We start from the raw sequence: 26,326 nt of genomic DNA on the forward strand, positions 1-26,326 counted from the left end.
GGATCGACCCGGTCATCGGTCGGGTCGGCAATGGTGGTGGGGGATGCGCAGCGGCCGGTCGAGCCGGCCGTCGCGGGATCGGTCGCCCCTCCGCTCAGGTGCACGGTTGTCGGGGCCGTCGTAGGTTGCGTGCCGCAACGTGGTCGTCGATCAGCAGGTCGTCCGCGGCGCGGTGGCCGGCCTGCTGAAGCAGGTACGGTTGCTGAGTCGCCCGCCCGGGGCGCGACGACGCGCGCCTCGGGGATGCATCGCCGGTCGGCCGGGGTAGCCGCCGGCGGTGAGCGGGGCGGCCGAGCCACACGGGGCCGCCCCGCTCACCGTCACTGCAGGAAGTTGCGCAGTTTGGTCGCGTTGCCGGCGTCGTCTCCGGTGATCAGGTAGTAGATCATGCCGGCGTCGGAGACGTCCCCGCTCTTGTTCATGATGTTGTTGACGACGTTGTGGACGTAGCGCAGGCCCGGGTCGGAGGACGTGGACATCCACGACCACCTGGCCTCGCCACCGGTGGTGCCCAAGCCGGCGTTCTGGTCCTGGATGCGGGTGTAGCGCACCTGCGGGAAGTCACGGCGGATGTCGGCGAGATTGAAGATGTTGTCCTCGTCGTCGTGGTTGTTGTTCCAGTCGGAGTGCGAGATCAACGTGACGTACGGGTGCTGGGCGGGATTCGAGACGTCCAGCGCGCGGTAGACGACGCCCATCGGTCCGGCTCCGACCAGACAGAGCCGGTTGCTGGCGGTTGAAGCGTCGATCTTGTTCTTGAGATGGTTGACGGCCCGGCCCAGGTCGGTCTGGCTGTTGCGGAAGATGACACCCACGTCATAGCCGAACTGGGCGGCCGTGCCCTCGGTCGCGGTGACCATGTCCTGCTCCCAGCTCGCGTTCGAGCTGCCCAGATGCGAGTTGTAGTCCCAGTGCACGAGCCGGGACTGCTGACCCTTCTCGGCGAGCAGGGCGAGCGCCATGGCGGAGGCGCCGATGTCGTCCCGGTCGTGATAGTTGCCGTCGGAACTGACGGCGATCCGCTCGCACGGGTAGTTGAGCGTGGGTGCCGCCGCTTGCGCGGGTGCCGCTCCGGTGGCGAGCAGCGTGAACACCGCCGCCGCTGCGGCCGCGACGTGCCAGGTCCTGCCGAATACCTTGCCCATCAGTCCTCCCGATGGATCGGCGAGTGCTTGGATACGTTGTATACAGTGAACACGGAGCCCGTCAATGGCAACCTCCCAGTAACAACCAGGCAACACCGCCGCCCTCCGACTCCAGGGTCAGCGGTCCCGCTTCCACCTCGGCGTGCCGGTCATCGAGGTCGACCCGGACAGGGGCCCGCACCAGGAAACGAGGCAGTCGGCCCGGACAGTGTCGCGGCCCCGCGTCAGGCACGATCGGCGGTCACCGGGGCGGCGCGCCGACGCTCGCTCGTTCGACCAACTCCGGCACCACGACGCGACACCGCACGCCACTGGCGCCGTCACCGTCGATCTGCTCCCACAGCAGGTCAAGGCTGGCCCGGGCAACCGCGTCGAAGTTCGGCCGCACCGTCGTCAGCGGTGGGGTGAAGTACCCCGCCTCCGGCACGTCGTCGAAGCCCACCACACTGACGTCGTCGGGAACCCGCCGACCGTGCTCGTGCAGCGCGCGCAGCACGCCGAGCGCGAGATGATCGTTGGCGGCGAAGATCGCCGTCACCTCGGGCATCCGGGCGAGCATCTGCCCGCACCGGAAACCCGACGCGGCGGACCAGTCTCCCTCCAGCACCGGGGGCACCTCTGCCCCTGCCGCCACCAGGGCATCCCGCCACCCCGCGACCCGGCTGGCGCTGCCGAACCGATCAGCCGGTCCGGAGACGTGCCAGACGGTGCGGTGGCCCGCATCGAGCAGATGCCGGGTAGCCTCGCGAGCCCCTGTCCTCTGATCGATCGTCACCAGGGGCACCGGGTCGCTCGGATCACCGTCCACGGTCACCAGTGGCATACCGGCGGGCACCCGCGCCAGGGCCTCCCCCGCCGACTCCACCGGCGCCATCACCACGACACCGGCGACCCGATGCGCCACATGTCTCTCGACCGCCTCGAGAATCGTCTGCATGTCGAGCGTCACCAGGGCTCGCACGCTGACCGCGTAGCCCCTGTCGGCCGCAGCCTGTTGCAGGCTCACGAGCATCGACGCCGGACCGTAGAGGGTCGGGTTCTGCGTGACCACCCCGATCACCTGGGTCCGACCCGTGACCAGCGCGCGGGCCGCCCGGTTCGGCCGGTAGCCGAGCTGGACGATGGCCGCCTGCACCCGCAGTCGCGTCTGCTCGCGTACGTGAGGATGCCCGTTGAGCACCCGGGACACCGTCTGATGAGAGACACCGGCGAGGCGCGCCACGTCTGTCATCGCAGGACCGCTCACGGTGTTGCACCTCCAGTCCGCCTGCCACGTGGTTCAGCCCGGTCGGCGGCGCACCGGGCCGAACCCGGCAGACACCCGTCCGGACCAGCCCCGACCGGACGTCATCGGGGCGCGGCCGTACTGCTCCGAACGATCAACTCAGGGTCGATCAGCCCCGTCGGCGACGGGCACGTGCCGTCGATGCGAGCAATGATCTCGGTGATGCACCGCCGGCCGACCTCGGCGAAGTCCTGTCGGACGGTCGTCAGCGGTGGATGAAAGAACTCCGACTCGGGCAGGTCGTCGAAGCCCACCACGCTGATGTCACCGGGCACCGACCGCCCGGCCTCGTCGAGGGCGTGCAGCACCCCCAACGCCATCTGGTCGTTGGCGGCGAAGACGGCGGTCACGTGGGGCTGCTCGAGGATCCGCCGACCCGCCTCGTAGCCGGAGCGCGACGACCAGTCGCCCACGAGCACCTGCGGCACGGGGGCGCGGGCAGCCGTCAACTCGCTGAGCCAACCGTTCGCCCGGGCGTCCGCCTCGAACCAGTCGAGCGGCCCGCGGATGTGAACGACCGTGGAATGCCCGAGCTCGAGCAGGTGGCGTGTCGCCGCACGCGCGCCGCCTGCCTGATCGATTCCGGGCACGGACTGCTCGCCGTCCTGCGCCTCGACCATGACCAGCGGCACCGGACCCGGCAGACCGGCCACCGCCTCGACAGCGGCACGCACAGGTGCGATCACGACCACCCCGTCGACCGCGGCCGCCATGAGATGATCGATGGCGGCCCGCATCGAGGACCGGTCGACGACGTCCAGCGCCACGACGCTGACGAAGTAGCCGGCCTGCCTGGCCGCGTGGGAGATGGCGGACAAGGTGCTCGCCGGACCGTACTGCTGGGCCGACACGCTGACCACTCCGAGGGTGTTCGTCCGCTTCGTGATCAGGGCACGGGCGCTGACGTTACGACGGTAACCGAGCTGCGCGATGGCGAGTTCGACGCGTTCACGGGTGCTGTCGCTGACGCTGGCGTGCCCGTTGAGCACCCGGGAGACCGTCTGGTGAGAGACGCCGGCCAGCCGTGCCACATCGCGCATGACCGGCGTCCGACCACGGTCGGGACCGTCGGTGCGAGCCGGCGCTCGTGACGTCATGGCCCGTACGGTAACAGCAGCGAAAGGCACCGCCAACGAGCCGAGCCGAACGGTCACATGGCGGAGCCCGGGCGCGCTCCAGCGGCCGGCCGCCCAGCACCTGTGCGCCTTTCCGGCCGCCGTGACGTCCGGGTCGCGGGCATCCGCCGGAGCACGCGTGATCGTTAACACGGGCCTGCGCCTGACCGCCCCGGCCGGCGGTGACGCGCGTAGCGGGCGAGGCCGAGGATGATCAGCAGGGCGGCGCCGGCGATCGGCACCGTGAGGCCACCGCCGGCCGGCGGTGCCGCGGCGGTGACCGTCGGCGCGGTGATGGAGCCGCAGGTGATGCTCTGCGCGGGCGAGTCGGGACCCACGACCAGGTCGGCGACGCACTGCCCGAGTCCTGGTGACGCCGCGTCCACGGTCACCGTCCAACGACCGTCCGCCAGTGGCGCGTCCAGGGTCAACGTGGTCGGCCCGGAGCCGATCACCGCGCGGAGTCCGACGGGACCCACACTCCTTCCTCCGGCCCGCTGGGCGAGCAGGACGGCGCTGGCCGGGCCGGTCACCGGATGACCGTCGGTCCAGGCCATGTCGACCCGGACCGTGCCGCGACCGTCGTGGTGCAGGTGCAGGACGACGCCACGGTGCGCGTGGGCCGGGTCGGGCCAGCCGACAACCAGCGCCAGCAACAGGGCGGTCAGTACGGCGGCCCGGACCGGCCGGGGCTTCGTGGGCAACGGGATCTCCTCGGGCGAGAAGGGTCGGTCCGGACACCCGCGTGCACGAGTGCCCGGACCGATCGACCGGACCGCCGGCGCGGTGGTGCCGGCAGGTCCGCATGCGCGACGGGGGGTCACGCGGGGCGAGGTGTCCAGCTCTGGTGGCGGGATCCGTCCGGCCTCTGCAGGGTGAGCAGGCGGGTGACCCCGTAGCGCGAGCCGATACCGACCACCAGGGCACCGTCGGCGGTTCCCAGTCGGAGACCCGCATCGGTACGAGTCACCCGCCAGCGCTGCCCGGTCTGGCCGGGTGCGCACTCCACCTGGACCAGCGGAACCCCCCTGACCGCCGTGCCGCCCAGCGGTGCGACGCACTTGCCGGTGGCCTTCGACACGATCAGGAACATCCCCTCGGTGGCCGGCACGAGTCGCCAGGCCTGGTTGGCGGCACCGGTGCCGCTCCCGAGAACCAGCGGCACACCGTCGTTGCGGCGGCTGCCGTGCACCTCGGCCGGCGCCCCGGTCAGCGCGTTGTGCAACGACAGCCACTCGTTCGCCGCCGCGGCAACCGGACTCGTCGTGCGTACCGTCACGACCTCGGTGTAGGGCTGGAGACCGCCACCGGACTGCACGAGGGCGATCTGCACCCGGTAGGCAGTGCCGGGGCGCATCCCGATGACCGACACGCGAGTGGCAGCAGTCCGGGCGATGGACCGACCGTCGACCAGGACGGCGTACCGTGCGTCCACCGGTCCCGCCGGCCACGCGAGCCGTGTCGACGTGGCGGTGGTGTCGCTGACGGTGAGCTTCACGCGGTTCGGCGGCGGGGTGACCGTCGGACTCGGCACCGGGTCGGTCCCGCTCGGGCCGGGTGTCACGGTGGTGACGTCAGGGCTCGGGGCGGCCGTGGTGCCGGTCGGGCTCGGGGTGGCACTGGTGGGGCTGAGCACCGGGGTGGGCTCGGGCGTCGGCGTGACCCCGGGCGGGCCGGATGTCGGCGTGGCACCGGAGGGGGTGGGCGACGGTCCGACGCTGGGCTCCCCCTTGACCAGGAAACCGTTGTCGGCGACGTTCCAGTGGGTGTCGAGGTAGCTGCCTGCCTTCGGGTCGGTGTGGAAGTAGTCGTCGTGGTTGCAGTCGAGCCGCTTCTCCAGGCCCCGGTCGCCGCAGACCACCCGAACCTTCGTGGTGTCGGCGTCCTTGTAGCACATCACGTCGAAGTCGTCGACGCAGTGGCCGGCCTTGCTGGAGTTGGGCGCGCTGTCGAAGACCGCGCCGAGGTTGTGCGTCAACTCGTGTGCGGCCACCGAGGGCGTCCAGCACCCCGCGTCGGTGCGGCCGTACGACGGGCCGAGGTTGTTGCGGTTGGTCGCAGCGCTGCGCTCGTCGCCGACGAAGGTCCCGATGCCGCAGTAGACGTTCGCGTCCGCGAAGATCATGTACTTGCGGTCGGTCCGGTCGTGGTCGAGCGCCCGCAGCGCCTCGATCGTGTCCTTGAAGGTGCTGAGAGCACCGGACGGCAGCTGCACCTGGAGCACGTCGACCCTGCAGTCCGGCGTCACCACGTATCTGACGTGCCGGGTGCCGCCGGTCGCCCGGGCGCTGGCGGCGTAGATCGCATCGACGCCCGCGGCCCAGGCGCGAAACGATTCGAGGTACTGGCCGAAGCGACTGGGTCGGCCTGCCTCGTAGGCGTAGAGCACCTGGACCCGCTTGCCGTCGGTGCCGTCACCAGCACAGACGACCCCCGACTCGCCCAGGGTGTACGACAGCCCGCCGGCTGCCGCGTCCGGCACCACGGCCGGGGTGCTCTCGGCCGGAGCAAGGGCCCCGGCGTCCTCGGCCACCTCGGCATCACGCGGAGTCTTCGGGTCCGGACGTGGCGCCGTCGGCTCCGTCCGCACCGGTGCCACCGGCTTCACGTCACGCCCGATGTCCAGTCCCGGCGGTACCGGGTCCGGCCCGTGCGAACAGTCGTCGTCCCCGGCGACCTCGTACGCGCCGACGCAGGGCTCACCCTTCTCGGCCGGCGTCAGACCCTGATAGACCATGCCCTCGGCCGGCAGGTCGGCGGGAACGTGCGCGATGGGCTCGCGCGGGTCACCGTCGACCTGCTGCCCGAGACCACGTACGGCGGGTGTGGCCAGCAGTGTGGCCCCTACGACGACGGCCAGGACGGCGACGGCGGTCGACCAGCGGCGGCGCCGCCCGAGTCGCCGCCCGGCCGGTCGTAGACCGTCCGGTCCGGGCCCGCGCTCAGGCGTGCCACGACCTTCTTGCACTGTGCTACCTCCAGGGGTGGGGTGGAACGACCCGCTCCGGTCGCGCTCCGGCCCGGCCGGGACGACACGCGGTCGACGGCGAGCGAGTCTGGTCAGCCGTCACGTCTCCGTGCGGCGAACGGGCGATACGCCAGGGGAACCGGCTTTGCCGAAGCCCGCAGCCGGCCGCCGTCAACCACCGTGTCCGGCGTGCGTGGTCGTGTCCGCGCCGGCCGGTGCCGAGCCGGACGTGATCCGGGTCTTGTGGATGGTGGTGTCCGACGCGACCGGCGTGACGGCGGGCCGCACATCCGGCTTCTCGCCCTTGTCGCAGGACTTGGCGGCGTTGAGGCACCCGGCGACCAGCCGGCCCAGGGTCGCCTCGTCCCAGGTGTTGATGAAGTCGGCGTGGCCGGAGAAGACACCACCGCTGGACAGGGTGATCCGGTCGGTACGCCGGATGTCCTTGCCGTACTCGAAGTTGACCGACACCGTGATGCCGGGGACGGCGACCGGGTGGGTGCGGGGACATTCGCCGCGGTTGGCGTAGGCCATGTGGCTCTTGTGGTCGGGGCTGTCGATCCGGACGCCGTCCCAGCATTCCGGGAACTCGATGCGGAACTTGAGGAACTCGTCGTTGGCGGCGCAGCTGGGCGTCTGGACGCTGCGGCGGTCACCGCTACGGACGCAGTCCCAGTTCGCCACGTCGCCGGGCTGCTCGCGGGTCGCGCGGGCGTCGCCGGCGATCATGCGCAGGTTCTGCGGGAACGGCTTGATGGCGCGAGGGTCGAGCTGTCGGGACCGGTAGTAGACGTTGGTTCGGGTCGCCTCGGTGGGCTCGCCGTTGACCAGGACGGTAGGGAACCAGTAGGACCCGGTGTGGCCTTCGCCGTCGCAGGTCGTCCTCGGGTTCCGCTTCAGCTGCTCGTAGGTGGAGCCGGCGTTGACGCCCCGATTGCCGACGAAGTCGTGCAGGTGCGAGGCGCCGGGCTGACCGAAGGCGACGATCGGGTCGTCGGCGGCGCGGTGGCTCAGCTCGCAGCGCGTGATGAAGCTGCCTTCGTTGCGCTCGATCCTGCTGTCACGGCGGTCGTTCTCGGCGGCGAAGCCGGTGCTGGTGGCCACGGCCCAGGACCCGGCGAGGCCCACAGCGGCGACCAGGGACAGCGCGATACGGCGGTGTCGGTGCTGCAGCATGATTGCTCCTTGGCGGTTCGGTCCACCGGTGGATCCCCATCCGATGGCTGATCACCGATGGACACCCCGAAGCGGCCGTCAGGGTTTCACCGTGGCCGCCGTCGAAGTCCCGTCGTGTCCGCCGGGGCGCCCGGACCGTCCACCTCGATGCCGCTGATCCGGTGGTTGCCGCAGTGGTCACCGCGGCGACGCCGACGGGTTCGGTCACTACCGCCGCGATCGCCGCGGACCGGGTACCGGTGCTGTCGTACCCGGCGGCGGAGGTCGGTCAGGGTCCGCCACTCACCGCACGCGGACAGCTCCGCCACGCTCCCCTGGCCGAGAGGTCGCTCGCGGTGAAACCTGCGCCGGCCTCGGATGGTGTCTCACCACGACGCCGTCCATCAACCCGGGGAATCGGCCCCGCCGCGATGCCCGGTGGATCGGAAGGTGAGACTGATGGCGGGAGCCAAGCGGGCGCTGGCCGCGTTGAGCGCGACAGCCGTTTGCGTGACCATGTCCCTCCTCTGGAGATCGGCGGAGGCGAGTGACCGACCGGCCGAGCCCGCTGCGGATTCGTCGTCCGCACCAGCCGGCGCCTCGCCGGGTGGATTCCGGGCACGGTTCAGGAACGGGTCCCTGGCCAGCCTGAACGCGGACAACTCTCGTGGAAACGCCGACGGGGTCCGGTGGACAGCGAGCACCGCCACCCTGTCCGTGGACAAGGCCGGGACCTATCTCATCGACGGCATCGTGGCCGCCAACATTCAGATCGCCGCGACCGGAACTGTCACCATCCTCGGCGGGAACAAGCAGTACGACGACCGCGACGTCGACTCCGAGGCGGAACGGACAGGCTTCTTCAACCGGCGCCGGGGTGGCGACGGCGGGGTGGTGGGCGTCGGACCGCAGGGTGTCGTCGATGCGCCGGGCTATCTCGACAGCGCGCTGGTCGGGGTGTTCGTGCCGAATCCGGTGGACCCCACGAATCCGGCCTCGGTGATCCAGGCGACGTCGGACAACCGGGCCACCATCAACCTCCGCAACTTCACGATCTTCGGGGACGGCCACAACGCGGTGCGCCCACTGCAGGGCAATGCCGGCGGCACCATGTCAGACCTGGTCGTCGTCACCCCCGCGTTCGGTGTCTCGGCCAGCCGCCCCCGCGGCAGCGGTGGTGGCGGGGTCGAGATCGGCCAGGACGGCCTGCTGCGCGACAGCTTCCTGAAGGTCGGCGACGATGCCATCAAGCCGAAGAAGAGGGGTGCGGTGGCCAGGAACATCCGGGTGCAGTTGCAGGACAGCGGCACCGCCGTCCAGTTCGGCTGGAGCCCCGCCCAGGCAGAAGGGGACGTAGTGGTCGACGGCGTCGTGGTCAACGGCCGGCTCAGCCGCTCCGAGGTGGGGGACTACCGAGAGGGGGCCGGTGAGTCAGTCGTCGGCGGATCCATCGGCGGGAACGAGGCGAACTACGTGGCGCGCAACATCCGGGTGGAGCCGGACCTCCGTCGCTCCTTCCCCAACATCGTCCGACTCCGTTTTCCCGAGCGTCACGTGGTGCGCAACGTCGACCTGGACCTGCGGCTGTCAGCGGAGACCGAACTGACGGCCATTCCCGGCACGCGGGGCACGCACAGCTTCGTCCTCCTTCGGCCGGACAGCGCGGCCCCCCAGCCGGTGACCCTGACCGTGGAGAGGGACACCACCGCCGGTACGGCTCGACCGGTCCAGCCCACCGGCCGGACGGCCCGGTTCTTCCTCGTCACGGACCGGGTCGCCCTACACGGGCGGTAAGACCGCCACCGTCCATGTCCTCGGCATCCGGGCGGACTTCTGTCGGTCGTCCCAGCACGGGCCCCGAGGTTCCTGCCCGACCGCACCGACCCACCGCCGTGCACCGGACGGGCCGATCAGCCGCTCGACCCGTCCGGTGCTGGCGCAGCGCGACCTCCCACCGACGGCGTACCGCTGATCGGCGACGAGTGGGTCGCCGTAGCCGGAGCCACCGGCGACCGTAGGCCGGCCGTGGCCGGGCCATCCCCTCCGCCACGGAGCGCCCGTACCCGTGCCGTCGCCCCGCCCGGAGCGCCGGTCGGTCGGCATGAGTGATCGGTAACCAGCCGGTACGGGCGTGGACCTTCCCCCCTTCAGGCAGATCAGAGTTCCCTTGGTCGAGGGTATTGACGAGATCCGTGTGAACGGTAACAGTAGTCGCCATACTTCGGGCTCCGGCCCCGATCGGCAGACATCTGGGAGTTGCCGCATGACCATTGGTGAACGGCCGCAGTACGTCGTCGGGATCGACTTCGGCACGCTGTCCGGCCGGGCGCTCGTCGTCCGGGTGCAGGACGGCGCCGAACTGGGCACGGCCGTCACGGAATACGCACACGGGGTGATCGATGCGGCGCTGCCCGGCACCGACCGGCGACTCTCCCGCGACTGGGCCCTGCAGGTGCCTGCCGACTACGTCGAGGTGCTCCGCACAGCCGTACCACGTGCCGTCGCCTCGGCCGGGATCGATCCGGCTGACGTCATCGGGCTCGCCACCGACTTCACCGCCTGCACCATGGTGCCGACGCTGGCCGACGGCACCCCGCTGTGCGAGGTCCCGCGGTTCGCCGACGAGCCGCACGCGTACGTCAAGCTCTGGAAGCACCACGCCGCCCAGGCTCAGGCCGACCGGATCAACGACCTCGCAAAGGCCCGTGGCGAGCCGTGGCTCGGCCGCTACGGCGGATTCATCTCGTCGGAGTGGGAGTTCGCCAAGGGCCTGCAGCTCCTTGAGGAAGCACCCGACGTGTACGCCGCCATGGACCGGTGGGTCGAGGCGGCCGACTGGATCGTCTGGCAGCTCACCGGCACCTACGTCCGCAACGCCTGCACCGCCGGGTACAAGGGCATCCACCAGGACGGCAGGTACCCGTCGGAGGAGTTCCTCGCCGCGCTCCATCCCGACTTCACGGGTTTCGTCCGCGACAAACTCGACCAGCCGATCGGCGAGCTGGGCGCACCCGCCGGCCGCCTCACTGCCCGCGCCGCGGCGTGGACCGGCCTGCCCGAGGGCATCGTGGTGGCCGTGGGCAACGTCGACGCCCACGTCTCCGCCGCTGCCGCCCAGGCCGTCGAGCCGGGGCAACTGGTCGCGATCATGGGTACGTCGACGTGCCATGTCATGAGCGGGGACCGCCTCGTGGAGGTGCCGGGGATGTGCGGCGTCGTCGACGGCGGCATCATCGCCGGCCGACACGGCTACGAGGCGGGGCAGTCCGGGGTCGGCGACATTCTCGGCTGGTTCGTCGAGAATCAGGTTCCGCCGGCCTACGTACAGTCCGCCGAGGCCGAGGGCGTCTCGGTCCACGAGTACCTGACGGCCCTGTCGGCGGACGACCCGGTCGGCTCGCACGGACTGGTCGCACTCGACTGGTGGAGCGGCAACCGCTCGGTCCTCGTCGACCACGAGTTGTCCGGCCTATTCATCGGCATGAGCCTGACCACCCGGCCCGAGGAGATCTACCGGGCGCTGGTGGAGGCGACCGCGTTCGGCGCCCGCATGATCGTCGAGACCTTCGCCCGCTCGGGGCTGCCGGTGCGTGAGTTCATCGCCACCGGCGGCCTGTTGAAGAACCGCACCCTCATGCAGATCTACAGCGACGTGCTCGGCATGCCCCTGTCCACCGTGGTCTCGCAGCAGGGGCCGGCGCTCGGGTCGGCGATCCACGCCGCCGTCGCCGCGGGCGCCTACCCCGACGTGCCGACCGCCGCGGCGGCGATGGGCGGCCGGGTCACCGATGCGTACCGGCCGAAGCCGGCCAACGTCGCCGCCTACGACCGGCTGTACCGCATCTACCGCGAGCTGCACGACCATTTCGGCCGCGGCGACGACGTGATGCGTCGACTCAAGGCGATCCGACGGGAGGCCAGCGCATGAGCATCCGTACCTCTGCCGCCGTCCGGTCCACCATCACCGAACTGCGCGAGACCGTCTGCGCCCTGCACGCCGAGCTGACCCGCCATGAGCTGGTGATCTGGACGGCGGGCAACGTCTCGGCACGGGTGCCCGGCGAGGAGCTCATGGTGATCAAGCCCTCGGGCGTGCGATATCACGAGCTGACCCCGGAATCCATTGTCGTCACGGACCTGACCGGCCGGCTCGTCGAGGGCGACCGGTCCCCGTCGTCGGACACCGCGGCCCATGCCTACGTCTACCGGCACCTACCCGAGGTCGGCGGCATCGTGCACTCCCACTCCACCTACGCCACCGCCTGGTCCGCCCGTCGGGAGCCGATCCCGTGCGTGCTGACGATGGTCGCCGACGAGTTCGGCGGGGACATTCCGGTCGGGCCGTTCGCCCTGATCGGTGACGACTCGATCGGCCGCGGCATCGTCGAGACGCTGCGCGGGTCCCGCAGTCGCGCCGTCCTGATGGGCGGACACGGCCCGTTCACCGTCGGCACCGACGCCCAGGACGCGGTCAAGGCCGCCGTGATGCTCGAGGACGTCGCCCGGACCGTGCACATCGCGCGCCAGCTCGGCGACCCGCCCCGACTCGCGCAGGCGCACATCGACCACCTCTTCCACCGGTATCAGAACGTCTACGGACAGCAGGGAGACACGCCCTCATGAGGCAGCAGATCTGGTTCCTCACCGGCAGCCAGGGCCTGTACGGCGAGGACGTCCTCGATCAGGTGGCCCGCCAGTCCCGGGAGATCTCCGACGCGCTGGCGCGGCACCCGGGGATCCTGCCGGAGGTGGTGGCCAAGCCGGTGCTCACCGACGCGACGAACATCCGCCGGATCATGCTCGACGCGAACGCCGACGACCGGGTGGTCGGGGTGATCGCCTGGATGCACACCTTCTCACCGGCGAAGATGTGGATCACCGGCCTCGACACGCTGCGCAAGCCCCTGCTGCACCTGCACACGCAGATCAACCGGGATCTGCCGTGGAGCAGCATCGACATGGACTTCATGAACCTCAATCAGGCCGCGCACGGCGACCGGGAGTTCGGCTACATCCAGACCCGGCTCGGCAAGATCCGCAAGACGGTCTCCGGCCACACGTCCGACCCGGCCGTGCTGGCCCGGATCGGCGACTGGTGCCGGGTGGCGCTCGGGGTGCACGCCCTCCGTTCGATGCGACTGGCCCGCTTCGGCGACAACATGCGCAACGTCGCGGTGACCGAGGGCGACAAGGTCGAGGCCGAGCTGCGATTCGGCGTGTCGGTGAACACGTACGGCGTCAACGACCTGGTCGCCGTGGTGGACGCCATCGACGACGGACCGATCAAGGACCTCGTCGGCGAGTACGAGGAGCGCTACGCGGTCGAGCCGGAGCTGCGCGCCGGCGGCGAGCGCCACGAGTCCCTGCGCTACGCCGCCCGCATCGAACTCGCCCTGCGCCACTTCCTCGACGACGGTGGATTCACCGCCTTCACCACCAACTTCGAGGACCTCGGCGGGCTGCGCCAACTTCCCGGCCTCGCCGTGCAACGGCTGATGGCCGACGGCTACGGCTTCGGCGGCGAGGGCGACTGGAAGACCGCCGTGCTGCTGCGCACGCTCAAGGTGATCGCCACCGGGCTACCCGGCGGGACCTCCTTCATGGAGGACTACACCTACCACCTCGAACCCGGTCGGGAACTCGTCCTCGGTGCGCACATGCTGGAGGTCTGCCCGTCGATCACGACCCGCACCCCGCGGATCGAGGTCCACCCGCTGTCCATCGGCGGCCGGGAGGATCCGGTCCGGATGGTGTTCGACGCCGATCCCGCCGACGGACTGGTGCTCGGCATGTGCGACCTCGGCGACCGGTTCCGCCTCGTCGCCAACGAGGTGAGCCTGGTGGACCCACTCGAGGAGATGCCGCGGCTGCCGGTCGCCCGCGCGGTCTGGCGCCCACTCCCGGACTTCGCCACCTCCGCCGACTCCTGGTTGGCCGCCGGCGGCCCCCACCACACCGTCCTGTCCACCGCGTTGACCCGGGAGCACCTCTACGACTTCGCCGAGACCGTCGGGGTCGAACTCGCGCTGATCGGCGAGGGGACCACCGCTCGCCGCTTCGCCCAGGAACTGCAGTGGAGCAACGCCTACCACCGACTCGCACAGGGTCTGTGACCCCCCCCACCACCGAAGGGAAAGACGTTGAGATCACTCAAGTTGATCACGGTCGCCGTGGTCGCCGCCCTCGGTCTGACCGCGACAGGCTGTTCGTCGTCGTCCGACACGAAGTCCGACGGCCCGGTCACCCTCACCTATGCCATGTGGCAGCAGGACCAGGTGGCCGCGTTCGAGAAGATCTTCGCCGAGTTCACCCGGCAGAACCCGGAGATCAGCGTCAAGATCCAGCTCACCCCGTTCGCCCAGTACTTCGCCAAGCGTCAGAACGAGGCTGCCAACGGGACCCTGCCGGACGTGTTCTGGCTCAACCCCTACCACTTCCCGCTCTACGCGTCCGAGGGCGTCATCGCCCCGATCGACGAGAAGGTGAGCCGGTCCGGCTTCGACCTCGACGCCATCCCCGAGGGCATGCGGAGCATGTACAGCTGGGACGGCAAGCTGTACTCGCTGCCCAACAACCGCACCGTGATCGTCGTCTACTACAACAAGGACCTGTTCGCCAAGGCCAAGCTGCCGGAGCCGAAGCCGTCCTGGACGTGGCAGGAGTTCCAGGACACGGCCAGGAAGCTGACCGACCCCGAGGCCGGGGTCTACGGCACGGCGGTCTCCCTCGACCAGGGCCACGTCGGCGTGCAGACCACCATCCCGCAGGCCGGTGGTTACGTCCTCTCCCCCGACAAGTCGAAGACCGGGTTCGGTGACCCCAAGACGGTGGCCGGGGTCAGGTACCTCACCGACATGATCGCCAACGGGTCCGCCCCGAAGCTGTCCACCACCGCGCAGACCGACATGAACAGCCTCTTCTTCTCCAGCAAGGTCGCGATGCTCTACCAGGGCTCGTGGTTCGCCAACGCGTACTCCCAGTCCGACCTCGCCAAGGCCGGCAAGATCGGTGTGGTCACCGTGCCGCACGGCCCGGCCGGCAACGCCACTCCGGGCTCGTCGCTGGGAAACGTGATGCCCGCCAAGGCGAAGCACCCTGAGCAGTCGTACAAGCTCATCGAGTTCCTCGGATCGAAGGCGGCGGCCGAGATCTACTCGCAGGAGGGTGTCGGACTCACCGCCTACCGGGAGACCGACCAGAACTACGTCGGCAAGTTCACCAAGGTGTTCGACCTGACCCCGGTGACCGAGGCCGTGAAGGTCGCCAACCCGCTGCCCGCGTCGCTCAACTCCTCGGTCTGGCTCAAGCAGCTCGTCGACGACCTCACGCCAGCCTTCGAGCAGAAGCAGAGCGCCGAGCAGGCCTGCGCGAAGCTCGCCACCGACATGCAGGGCGCCCTCGACCAGGAAAAGCGCAAGAAGTAGGTGCCGTGATGTCTCAGCAGCTGACGCGGCCGCGTCCGCTGCCGGCCGGGGGGACCCGCAAGGGTCCCCCCACCCGCCGGCGACGTGGCCAGGCGGGACGACGAGAGGCGCTGGCGGGATACCTGTTCATCCTTCCGCTCTTCCTCGGCGTCTCCCTGTTCGCCTTCTACCCGTTGGTCCGGAACTTCTACCTCTCCATGACCGAGACCGGCGTCTTCGCCGGTGAGACATTCGTCGGCGCCGACCAGTACCAGCGACTCGTCTCCGACGGCGAGTTCTGGCGCGCCCTGCTCAACACGTTCGGCTACGCGGCCATCGCCATGCTCGGCATCCCGATCTCGCTGGTCGTCGCCGGGTTGCTCAACCGCAGCGGGCTTCGCTTCAAGTCGGCCTACCGGGTGATCTTCTTCCTGCCGGTGGTGACCATGCCGGTGGCGATCGGCATGATCTGGCAACTGCTCTACAACGGCAACCACGGGATCATCAACCAGCTCCTGGGTCTCGTCGGGATCTCCCCCGTGCAGTGGCTGAGCGACTCCCGCTTCTCGCTCGTCGCGATCGGGCTGGTCGGCGTCTGGGCCGGCATCGGACACCACGTGGTGCTGCTGCTGGCCGCGCTGCAGAACGTGCCCAACGAACTGCTGGAAGCGGCGAAGCTGGACGGAGCCGGCCCGGTTCGCCGGTTCCGGTCGGTGAGCGTGCCGATGATCAGCCCGGCCGTGTTCCTGGTGTCGGTGCTGACCGTCATCCACTCGATGCAGACCTTCGACCTGGTGCTGATCATGATGGGTCCGTCGAACCCGGCCATCCAGTCCGCCCAGACGATCGTCTACTACTTCTACGACCAGGCCCTCATCTACCACGACCGGGGCTACGCCGCCGCGATCGTCACCGCGTTGCTGCTGGTGAACCTGATCCTGACCGCCATGCAGTTCTCGCTGCAGAAGAGGTGGGTCCACGATGACGCGTGATGCCGTGAAGCTCGCCTCGGCGCCGAGGCGCCGACCACGCCACCACCGCGACTCCCCCATGGTGTGGACCCACTCGATGCTGATCATCGGCGCCGTGGTGATGCTGTTCCCGTTCCTGTGGCAGATCCTGACCTCGTTCAAGTCGATCGACGAGTCCCTGCTGACGCCGCCGGTGTTCCTGCCCACCCGGTGGAACCTGGACAACTATCGGAAGGTGACCGACGCGCTGCCGTTCGGCGCGATGTTCCTCAACTCGGTCGCCTCGGTCGTGGTGCGGACCATCGTGCAGGTGGCGTTCTGCTCCCTGGCGGGGTACGCGTTCGCCCGCCTGCGGTTCCCGTTCCGCAACACGCTGTTCCTCCTGCTGTTGTCGATCATGATGGTCCCGCGGGAGCTGTACCTGCTGCCCCAGAGCGAGATCATGAAGTCGCTCGGCTGGCTGAACACCCTGCCGGGCCTGATCGCACCAGGCCTGTTCAGCGCGTTCGGCACGTTCCTCATGCGGCAGTTCTTCCTGAGCCTGCCGAAATCCCTGGAGGAGGCGGCGGCCCTGGACGGGGCGGGCTACTTCCGCACCTTCGTCTCGGTGATGCTGCCCCTGGCGCGGCCGGGAATGATCGCACTGGCGATCTTCGTCGCGTTGTTCTCCTGGAACGAGGTGCTCTGGCCGCTGTTCGTCAACTCGGACACCGACCGACTCAACCTGGCGGCCGGGCTCTCGACGCTCGTCGGCCAGGGACTGGCGGACTACCCAATGATGATGGCGGGTTCGCTACTCGCCGAGGTTCCCATGATCATCCTTTTCCTGCTGCTCCAACGCAGGTTCATCGAGGGCATCGCGTTCACCGGCTCCAAATGACGTCGACGCACACCCGAGGGAAGGCACAGCGCCATGGCGCGTAACGTTCTGATCTTCATGACCGACCAGCAGCGCGGCGCTACCGTGCTGCCCGGCCACCGGCTGAAAGCCAAGACCCCCCGGCTGGACGAGTTCCGCCGAGAGGCGCTGACCTTCGGCCGTTCCTACACGCCGTCGCCGCACTGCTGCCCCTCGCGGGCGAGCCTGTTCACTGGGCTGTACCCGTCCCAGCACGGCGTCTGGAACAACGTCAACCTGACCAACGCGCTGACCCGCGGCCCGCGCGAGGGCACGAAGTTCTGGTTCTCCGGGTTCCAGCAGGCCGGCTACGACCTCGTCTTCAGCGGCAAGTGGCACGTCAGCAACGCCCAGATGCCGGCGGACCTCGGCTGGCGGGAGCTGTTCATGCCGCAGCGGTCGCGCCCGCAGCCGGAGTCCTGGGACGCCCAGCGCGAACTGGCCCGGGCCATGGAGATCCGCAAGGCCTGGCGCAACCCCCGCCCGGGCCCGGAGGAGCGCGCCGAGGGCGAGATCGTCCGTCCCGGCTTTCCGAGGTACGTGCACTACGGTGTCGACGAGAACCCCTTCTCCGACGGCACCGTGGTCGAGCACGCGGTGAACTGGATCCGCGACGAGACCCCCGACGCCACCGCGCCCTGGATGCTGTACGTCGGCACGCTCGGCCCGCACGACTGGTACACCCCGCCGCAGCGGTTCCTCGACCTGTACGACATCGACGACATCAGCCTCCCGGACAACTTCGCCGACCCGATGAACGACAAACCGGCCCTGTACCGGCGCACCCGGGACCGGTTCGACCAGCTCACCGAACGGGAACACCGTGAGGCCATCCGGCACTACCTGGCGTTCTGCACCTACGAGGACCACCTGTTCGGGCTGCTGCTCGACGCGCTCGAAGCGGCCGGAACCTACGACGACACGGTGATCCTCTACCTCTCCGACCACGGGGACTACGCCGGTGACCACGGGCTCTGGACCAAGGGACTGCCGGCCTTCGAGTCGGCCTACCACATCCCGACGATCATCCGCTGGCCGGACATGCCGGTGGACATGCGCGGCCGGACGAACGACGCCAAGGTGTCGCTGGTCGACATCGGCCCCACGCTGGCCGACATCTGCGAAGCCACGCCGCCGGCGCAGATGTCGGGTCACTCGCTACGGCCATGGCTCGACGGCACCCGCACCGACGACGTCCGGGACACCCTGTTCTTCCAGTCCAACGGCAACGAGGCGTACGGCATCCAGCGCATCGTCATGACCGACGACTGGAAACTGGTCTGCAACTTCTTCGACGACGACGAGCTGTACGACCTGCGCTCGGATCCCGACGAGATGACCAACCTGCTCGGCGGGACGCGGGCCGAGCGACGGGTGGGGGTCGGACCGTTGGACATCGTGCCGGAGCACCTGCGTGACGTCGTCCGGGAGCTCTACCAGCAGATGTGGACCAACGCGCTGAAGTACGACGACGAGATCTTCAACAACTACATCATGACCGCCATCTCCACCTTCGGGCCGACCATCGTCGCCGCGCCGACGGAGGCGCAGGGCACGCAGGCACCGGTCCCCCTCGCGGCCACCCCCACCAACCCGTGAACGACGACAAGGAAGAGCAGGCAACGACCATGACAGTGGCAGCCGTCCCGCCGATGGGCTGGAACAGCTGGGATTCCTATGGCGCCAGCGTGACCGAGGAGGAGATCCTGGCCAACGCGGAGGTGCTGGCCAGGGAGCTGCTGCCGTACGGCTGGGACACCCTCGTCGTCGACATCCAGTGGTACGAGCCCGGCGCGGAGAGCAATGCCTACCGCCCGTTCGTGCCACTGGAGATGGACGAGTACTCCCGGCTCGTACCGGCGGTCAACCGGTTCCCGTCCGCGAAGGACGGCCGCGGGTTCGCCCCGCTGGCCGAGAAGATCCACGCGATGGGCCTCAAGTTCGGCATCCACATCATGCGGGGCGTTCCCCGGCAGGCCGCACACGCGGGTACCCCGATCCTCGGCAGCTCCGCCACGGCACGCCAGATCGCGCACACCAGCTCCATCTGCCCGTGGAACACCGACATGTACGGCGTGGACGCGAACCAGCCCGGGGCCCAGGAGTACTACAACTCCCTGTTCGAGCTGTACGCGTCGTGGGGCGTCGACTTCGTCAAGGCCGACGACATGCTGCTGCCCTACCACCGTGGCGAGATCAACCTCATGCGCAACGCGCTGGACGCGTGTGGACGGGAGATGGTGCTCAGTCTCTCCTGCGGGCCGACGCCCGTGTCCGAGGCCGAGCACCTGATGTCCCGGGCGCACATGTGGCGGACGACCGCCGACTTCTGGGACAGGTGGAGCGACCTCCAGGAAGCCTTCGACATCTGCGCGGCCTGGGCGCCCTACGCCGGCCCGGGCCACTGGCCGGACGCGGACATGCTGCCGCTGGGACAGATCGCGCTGCGCTCCGGTGAAACCGGCATCCGGGACCGCTACACCCGGTTCACCAGGCCGGAGCAGGTGACCCTCATGACGCTGTGGTGCATCGTGCGGTCACCGCTCATGCTCGGCACGGACCTGACCCGGCTGGACGAGGAGACCAGGAGCCTCCTGACCAATCCCGAGGTCCTGGCCGTCCTGGTCGACGGCGCGAACGCCCGCGAGGTCCACCGCGAGGACGGGATCATCGTCTGGACCTCACAGCTCGCGGACTCGTCCACCGCCCTGGCCGTGTTCAACGTCGGCCGGGACGACCGGGACGTCCAGGTGGACCTCCGCTCGGTGGGCCTCGGTGGCAACGTGGCGCTGCGTGACCTGTGGAGCCGCTCCGACCACGGCAAGGCGTCCGGGCACACCGTCGTGCACATCGAGGCGCACGGCGCTCGGCTGTTCCGCGTCGACCGCCTGGGCTGACCGGCACCGGTCGCCCAGCCCGCCCGCCTCCGGCGGGTGATCAGCCGGTCGGGTGGCGTCGGTGGCGAGTCTCCACCACCGACGCCACCCGACCCGACGGCGGTCGGCGCGGCCGTGATCGTTCCGGCGACCACGGGTGCGGTACCCGATGTCGCGCCGGCGCCGTCGGCCGACCAGGCGCCCCTCCACTTCCCCGCGATCTGCACACCCACTCACGGGACCGTTGCCTCTGCCGCGCTCAAAGGTGGGTGGCCTCCCCCCTCCGCAACCTGGAAGGCACCGGTCAGTCGATCGCATCGCTGTGACCGGTAACACGCCGGGCCTCGCGGGATCGTCACTCGGTACGAGTGAGCCACCCGAACGGTTCCGTGCAGCGATCTCGGCGGTGTGTCGGCCACACCGAGGTCGGCAGGACGACACCGCGCCGGCCCACCGGGACAGCGATGAACATCATCCGAAGGGACCGTCTGTGACACCACACCCGAACCGCCGCGACGTTCTGCGGTACGCCCTGCTCACCGGGTCTGCCGTCGTCGTACCGTCGGTCTCGTCCGCGACGGCCGCACCGGCATCGGTTGCCGCCGGCGGGGGTGCCGGCCCGCCGGCGACCACCGGCCTGGTCGGCTACCCGCGGCCGGCCGCGGAGATCCCACCGTCCGAGAAGTACCGGGTCACGGTGACCCAGGGGTCGACCACCCTGGAGTCGTTCGTCTACATGACCTCCGCCCCGCCGAACGCGGTGCCCGATCTACCGACGACCGGCATGTGGCCGGTGCTCACCGACCGGACCTTCTCGTGGACGACGTTCTCGTTCGCCGGAACGGTGACCGTACAGGTGACCAAGATCTACGGTACGGGCGCGACCGACATCCAGGTCACGCCGCGCAGCTACGGCATCACCCCGACGATCAGCGATGACGGCAGGACCGTCACCTTCACCCTCGACCGACCGCGGAAGGTGTCGGTCAACTTCCGCAGCGACGACAACAAGGACCTGGACCTGGGGTCGGAGCTCACCCGGGGGCAGATCGAGGATCATCAGAAGCAGATCAGGAACGGCTTGATGATCTTCGCCGACCCGTTGGAGGAGGCGCCCCCCACGGCGGGTGACCCCGGTGTGCTGAGCTACACCCCCGCCACGACACTGGCGCAGATCCAGGCGGCCGACACGATCCACTTCGGCCGGGGCGTCCACGACCTCAATGCGAACCCTGAGCTGGTCCGGACCGACAACAACGGCGTACCGATGTCCGTCCACCTGGACGGGGTGCTGCCGCTACGCGACGGACAGACCGTCTACCTCGCCGGCGGCTCCTACGTCTACGGCGCGCTCAACGCCGTGGGACGCAGGGACGTCACGATCCGGGGCCGGGGGGTGCTGTCCGGCGCGAAGGACGATCGACTGATGTGGAAGGCCACCCACCTTCCCATGATCGACCTGCGCCACATGAATCGCGGATCCCACGCGTACATCGAGGGCGTCACGCTGGTCGACCCGCCCTTCCACGGCATGGTCACGCCGCCGAACACGGTCATCCGCGACACCAAGCAGATCGGCTGGCGCACGAACAACGACGGCATCCGCAGCCAGAACGACACGCTGGTGCAGAACTGCTTCATCAAGACCGCCGACGACTTCTTCTACGCCTTCAGCACCACCAACATCACCGGTTGTGTGTTGTGGCCGATGTGGAACGGCGCCACCTTCATGCTGGGCTGGGGCGACTACGGCGGCAAGGGCACCCGGGTGGTGGACAACGACATCATCAACCCCGAGTGGGGTCACCTGCACTCGAACCTCGGCATCGTCGCCGCACAGATCCTGCCCGCGTCGCAGAACGGGGACATCCTGGTGGCGGACCTGCGCGTCGACGGGGCGATCAACGCCCTGGCCAACCTCCACTTCAAGGATCCGATGCCGGCGAACACCCCGCAGCGCCAGGGCGAGATCGGCCACATCACGTTCCGGAACATCAGCATCCAGCACCCGTTCGTCACCGACCACAACACCATGCAACCGACCCGTAACCTCGTTCGGGGCGTCGTCCACCAGGACAGGACGTACTACACACACGACATCAGCTTCGAGAACGTCTCGTTGGCAGGCGAGGTGTTCACGGAGGAGAACCGGGCGGACCACACCCTGATCGACGCCGCCACGACCTACAACATCAGCATGCGTCCGGAGGCCAACCCGCTGCCCGTGAACGTGTCGCTGAAGGCACTCACCGAGAGCCTGTACTGGGACACCGCCGACGGTGGTGGGCCGGTGCACGGCCGGCAGGCGGACCGGCGGGAGGCGGCGGCCCTGCGGATCTTCAGCTTCGGCAGGCAGGAGATCGCCCTGGGCGTCGTCCAGGGCGGTAGCTACCTCTGGATCGGGCTGGACGAGCAGCAGCGGCTCACCGCCTCGTCGAACCGGATCGGCACCGCCCAGACCTTCGTCGTCAGGTACGTCGGCGGCAGCCGGATCGCGCTGAGGTCGAGGGCCACCGGCCGGTACGTCTCGCTGCGCGCGGACGGGACGCTGGTCGCGGACGCGCTGCTCCCACTGGCCCGGGAGATCTTCAGGCACGTCGCACCGGTGACGCCCCTGGTCGTGCAGAGCACGAAGCCCCTCGCCGACACGATCCGGATCGCGCTGCCCGGCGCGGAGATCGTGGTGCCCTACCTGCCCGGCATCCTCGACCAGCACGTGTACGACGCGTTGAGGACAAGGGACGTCACGCTGACCTGCGTCACCGCCGACCGGTCCTTCTCCATCCGGGGCGGCTCCGCCATCAGCAGCCACGGCGGGTTGCGCACGGCGCTGGAGCAGACGTTCTGACCCAATGCCTGCCTGTCCCGGGAACGAGCCGCCGTCCGGCGGGCCCGAGGCGGGCCGGCGGCTGACCGGCATCCGGAGCCCTCACCGGTCAGCCGCTGCGGTGCCGGGTCCGCGCCCACGGGCGCGGACCCGGTCCCCGATGTCCCACCGACGCACGCCCGCATCTCGACAGCTCGCGCAACGAAGGAGTGGACCGGGTGAGAAGACCTGTCATCGCCGCCGTCGCGGTCACCGTGCTGCTGATACAGCAGATGAGCACTGCCGCCGCCCCCGCCAACGCGCAGACCGCCGCGCCACCACCGATCCCACAGGTGCAGTCCGTGCCGGGGTTCGACATCACGGCGGACAACCTCGCCGGTGGCGCCGGAGACCGGCAGAACCTGGGCACGAACAGCGGGCTGAACGTGTTCGACGTCCAACGGCTGCTCTTCTTCTGGAACGAGATCGAGCCGCAGCCCGGCCAGTTCTCCTTCCAGGAGAAGGTGAACCTGATCAACCGGGCGGTACGGGAGAAGAAACAGAAGGTGGTGATCGACGTCTGGGTGGGACCGGACGCACCCGCGTGGATCTACACGGCCCCGTACGACGTGGAGCCGATCCGGATCAAGGACTCGGACCGGGGCGATCGGGTGCCCTACTACGAAGACGAGACCTACATCGAGCTGTACCACGACATGTACCGGGCAGTGCTCGGCATGATCGAGTCGCTGGACGAGGACGTCCGCCCCTCGGTCCTCGCGGTCTCGGCAAACGTCGGATCGACGAACGACCTGAAACCCTACGGCGGCCAACTCGTCGAGGGACAGGACACCGAGCGCTACACCTGGTCGTACGACCAGTGGCTCGACTACTGCAAGAAGATCTGGACCGAGGTCGACCGCATCTTCGACACCCCGAAGGGTCGGGATGTCCGGCTGCTCTACAACGTCGGCCAGTACAACAGGATCGGTGAGGTGTACACGCCGGAGGCCGTGCACAGGTGGGCGGCCGCCCACCTGCGGCACCCCTGGTTCAAGGTGCCCACCTCGGGGTACCGGGCGGTCAACAACGGCGAGAGGTCGGCGTACCACGGCTGGATGAAGGACTTCCTCACCGAGCCGGTGCTGGACTCCGAGGGTAGGCAGATCTACCTCGGCTCACGGGCCGAGTTCCACGCCGAGGCCAACGGCCTGCTGAAGCTGTTCCACTCGAAACACATCATCCCGTCCCTGATGTACTGGCAGGCGCTCTACGCCATGCACTGGGGCTTGACCGAGCTGGACTACGTCGGCATCAACGCGGTCTTCGACGAGTACCTGCATGATCCGGCGACCCGACCGCTCTACGACGAGGCGTTCCGGTTCGTGAGCCGGTACGCCGGCCAGATGAACCCGAACCGGGCCACCTCCGGGTTCAGCGCGCTGCGCAGCGGGCTGGACGTCGCCGACACGCAGCGGTTCCCGACCAGCGAATACGGCGACCTCACCGACCTGGAGCAGCGGGCGAAGAACATCGTCGCCGCCCACGCCGACCGCGGCGCCACCTACGAGGGCCCGATCCGGCAGGCGTACGGCAGCGTCAAAGGGCTGGCCAACGACGCGAAGTGGGACGTGTTCGAGGGCAACTACGAGCGGTTCGTGACGCACCTCGACCACGAGAACGGCGTCGGCTACTGGCATGTGAACGAGAAGGCCCAGGTGTACGGGAAGTACGCGCTCGGCGTCACCGACGCACCCGGACGCAACACGATGTCGTTCGACGTCGAGAACCGCATGTTCCCCGACACCGGCTACAACGCCGCCCGGCGGGACGTCGACGTTCGCGTGGTCTACCTCGACCGGGGCACCAGCAGCTGGCAGCTCCGCTACGACGCCAGCGGCGAGCCCGACGAACTGGCGCGTACGGTGACCAAGACCGACACCGGCCAGTGGCGGGAGATCACCGTCCGCCTCACCGACGCCCACTTCGCCAACCGGTCCCGTCGCGGCTCGGATCTCTACCTGGTCAATCCCGACGGCGAGACCAACGTCTTCCACATGGTCGAGGTGACCCTGGTCGGCGCCCAGCAAGCGCTGGACCCGGACCCCTACGCCTCCGGTGCGACCCCACGGCTCATGATCAACCACCAGTTGCAGGACCCGTCGCTCAACCCCACGCTGCTCGGCAAGCGCGTCTACGTCCCGGCCACCGAGGTCCTGCGGGCGTTCGGCGCCCGGATCAGCCGGTCCGACGGCTACTGGCACCTGTCGGTACGGGTCTTCGGTAAGCACATCCTGCTCCGACGCAACCTGCCCTTCGCCCTGGTGGACGGCAAGCCGGTCAAGCTGGACGGCGTGCTGCTGGCCCGTCAGGACACCGAACTGCTCCCGCTCACCTTCCTCACCGAGGTACTCGACGGGCAGGTCGCCCACGTCGTACCGAAGAACCTCTACACCCTCGCCGCCGAAGCGCCGTTCGTGCCCCACCCGAACCTCGGCCTGGTCGATCCGGAGTCGGTCAGCGAACGCGCGGCGATCGGCATCGACTTCGGCGACGACGAGCCGGACCGGGAACCACCGATCGACCTCGGGACGTACGAGAACGTGACGGGCCCGACGGACCTCGAAACGATCGCCCGGCTGAACGGGCCCAACCTCACAGTGACCACCGCCGACGGGGTGACCAGCGTCGAGGCGCACACCAGGGCCAGTGTCGGCGGAGACACGGTGCTCTTCGACGTCGACCTGGCCACCGCCGCGGATGCCGTTGTCCTCACGGCCAGCAACGCTCAACGGGTGCGGGACGCGCTGATCCACGTCTACGTCGACCCCACCGACCCTGATGACCTCGAGACGGGCACCTACCTCGGCGCCGTGCGCGTGGACGCCACCGGGTCGTGGAGCGTCTTCGCGGACAAGGGCGCGGGCACCAAGGTGGCGATCCCGGCAGGCCGACACACCATCGCGCTGATGTTCGCGTGCACCCAGGAAAACGCCACGGGCATCCTGGTCCGCGTGGACAAGGTCAGGTTCATGCGTTCCCCGACGCTGGTGGCGAATCCCGACGTACCCCCGCTGCCGCCCGTCGAGTCGGTCGACTTCGATCCGATGCCCGGCTACTCGGCCGTGACGGACGTCGTCGCCGCGGAGCGGACGATCCTGGTCGAGGCGGAGAACGTCACCCGGGTCATCGGCTCACCCAGCCACGTGACGGCCAGCAACCGGCAGATGCAGGCGGTGAGCTACGTCGGTTACCGGAACCTCACCTTCCGCGCGCCGGGCGACCACGTCCAGGTCCTGGCGAGCAACCCCCACGTGGGCCTCGCCTCCACCGTCACGGTCTTCCTCGACCCCACCGACCGGGGTGACCCGATGAGCGGAACCTTCCTCGGCCGGATGACGGTCCCGTACACCGGTGAGGGGTTCAAGTCCTTCACGATGCAGTTGGAGCGGCCGGTCGACGCGGGCGTCCACGAGGTCGTGCTGCTCTTCGACACCGAGGTCAACACGCTCCCGGCGACGGCAGTCCGGTTGCGGGTGGACGACTTCGTGTTCGCCGGCCCGCGCAGCGCCGGCACACCGTAGCCGCCGCCGGGCCGAGGTCAGCCGCGACGGCCGGTGGTGCCTCTCGCGGTGGCACCTCGTGAACTGACCCGGATCGCTCCGACCGCGGCGGTCCGGCGGAATCACCCCGCCGGACCGCCG

General features: G+C 69.3%; 17 protein-coding genes. 11 read left to right on the plus strand and 6 right to left on the minus strand.

What is annotated here, in order from left to right:
* Positions 1-320: 320 nt before the first annotated feature.
* From GA0070614_RS02105 to GA0070614_RS02130, 6 genes are all read right to left on the minus strand, one after another.
* Complete coding sequence (locus GA0070614_RS02105; protein ID WP_088974400.1) at positions 321-1,145, minus strand: hypothetical protein; 825 nt, start codon at positions 1,143-1,145, stop codon at positions 321-323.
* Positions 1,146-1,386: 241 nt separating this feature from the next.
* Positions 1,387-2,376 carry a LacI family DNA-binding transcriptional regulator gene (locus tag GA0070614_RS02110; protein ID WP_172892542.1) on the minus strand — a complete coding sequence of 330 codons (990 nt, stop codon included), beginning with the start codon at positions 2,374-2,376 and terminating at the stop codon, positions 1,387-1,389.
* 116 nt (positions 2,377-2,492) lie between these two features.
* Positions 2,493-3,470, minus strand: coding sequence for a LacI family DNA-binding transcriptional regulator (locus GA0070614_RS02115; RefSeq protein ID WP_088974402.1), 978 nt, complete (start codon positions 3,468-3,470; stop codon positions 2,493-2,495).
* A 221-nt stretch (positions 3,471-3,691) separates the two neighbouring features.
* Complete coding sequence (locus GA0070614_RS02120; protein WP_088974403.1) at positions 3,692-4,249, minus strand: hypothetical protein; 558 nt, start codon at positions 4,247-4,249, stop codon at positions 3,692-3,694.
* 116 nt (positions 4,250-4,365) lie between these two features.
* Positions 4,366-6,513, minus strand: coding sequence for an RICIN domain-containing protein (locus GA0070614_RS02125; RefSeq protein WP_157744877.1), 2,148 nt, complete (start codon positions 6,511-6,513; stop codon positions 4,366-4,368).
* 171 nt (positions 6,514-6,684) lie between these two features.
* Positions 6,685-7,689: a DUF1996 domain-containing protein gene (locus GA0070614_RS02130; protein ID WP_088974405.1), complete on the minus strand. Its 1,005-nt coding sequence runs from the start codon at positions 7,687-7,689 to the stop codon at positions 6,685-6,687.
* 438 nt (positions 7,690-8,127) lie between these two features.
* Here GA0070614_RS02130 and GA0070614_RS02135 point away from each other — a divergent pair, with 438 nt between their 5' ends.
* The 11 genes from GA0070614_RS02135 to GA0070614_RS02185 all read left to right on the plus strand — a co-directional run bounded on the left by GA0070614_RS02135 (position 8,128) and on the right by GA0070614_RS02185 (position 26,206).
* Complete coding sequence (locus tag GA0070614_RS02135; protein WP_157744878.1) at positions 8,128-9,462, plus strand: hypothetical protein; 1,335 nt, start codon at positions 8,128-8,130, stop codon at positions 9,460-9,462.
* A 469-nt stretch (positions 9,463-9,931) separates the two neighbouring features.
* A complete protein-coding gene (gene araB, locus GA0070614_RS02140) occupies positions 9,932-11,596 on the plus strand; it encodes a ribulokinase (RefSeq protein ID WP_088974407.1) in 1,665 nt (554 codons plus the stop codon).
* The gene (locus tag GA0070614_RS02145; protein WP_088974408.1) at positions 11,593-12,291 is read left to right on the plus strand and encodes an L-ribulose-5-phosphate 4-epimerase; all 699 of its coding nucleotides are present in this window, start codon (positions 11,593-11,595) and stop codon (positions 12,289-12,291) included. The genes araB and GA0070614_RS02145 overlap by 4 nt, the downstream gene beginning before the upstream one ends.
* Positions 12,288-13,781 carry an L-arabinose isomerase gene (araA, locus tag GA0070614_RS02150; RefSeq protein ID WP_088974409.1) on the plus strand — a complete coding sequence of 498 codons (1,494 nt, stop codon included), beginning with the start codon at positions 12,288-12,290 and terminating at the stop codon, positions 13,779-13,781. Before GA0070614_RS02145 ends, araA begins: the two co-directional genes overlap by 4 nt.
* A gap of 27 nt (positions 13,782-13,808) precedes the next feature.
* A complete protein-coding gene (locus tag GA0070614_RS02155) occupies positions 13,809-15,092 on the plus strand; it encodes an ABC transporter substrate-binding protein (protein WP_157744879.1) in 1,284 nt (427 codons plus the stop codon).
* 8 nt (positions 15,093-15,100) lie between these two features.
* Entirely contained in the window at positions 15,101-16,063 is a 963-nt protein-coding gene (locus tag GA0070614_RS02160) for a carbohydrate ABC transporter permease (protein WP_088974411.1), read from the plus strand.
* On the plus strand, positions 16,053-16,922 hold the full coding sequence (locus GA0070614_RS02165) for a carbohydrate ABC transporter permease (protein WP_231933475.1): 870 nt from the start codon (positions 16,053-16,055) through the stop codon (positions 16,920-16,922). Before GA0070614_RS02160 ends, GA0070614_RS02165 begins: the two co-directional genes overlap by 11 nt.
* Positions 16,923-16,955: 33 nt before the next feature.
* Entirely contained in the window at positions 16,956-18,539 is a 1,584-nt protein-coding gene (locus GA0070614_RS02170) for a sulfatase-like hydrolase/transferase (protein ID WP_088974413.1), read from the plus strand.
* Positions 18,540-18,568: 29 nt separating this feature from the next.
* On the plus strand, positions 18,569-19,837 hold the full coding sequence (locus GA0070614_RS02175) for a glycoside hydrolase family 27 protein (protein WP_231933476.1): 1,269 nt from the start codon (positions 18,569-18,571) through the stop codon (positions 19,835-19,837).
* 469 nt (positions 19,838-20,306) lie between these two features.
* Positions 20,307-22,664, plus strand: a complete 2,358-nt coding sequence (locus GA0070614_RS02180) for a hypothetical protein (protein ID WP_157744880.1) — start codon at positions 20,307-20,309, stop codon at positions 22,662-22,664.
* A 197-nt stretch (positions 22,665-22,861) separates the two neighbouring features.
* Positions 22,862-26,206 (plus strand): carbohydrate-binding protein, encoded by a 3,345-nt coding sequence (locus GA0070614_RS02185; protein WP_157744881.1) that lies wholly within the window; start codon positions 22,862-22,864, stop codon positions 26,204-26,206.
* Positions 26,207-26,326 lie beyond the last annotated feature (120 nt).

The organism is Micromonospora coxensis (assembly GCF_900090295.1).
Classification (GTDB): Bacteria; Actinomycetota; Actinomycetes; order Mycobacteriales; family Micromonosporaceae; genus Micromonospora; species Micromonospora coxensis.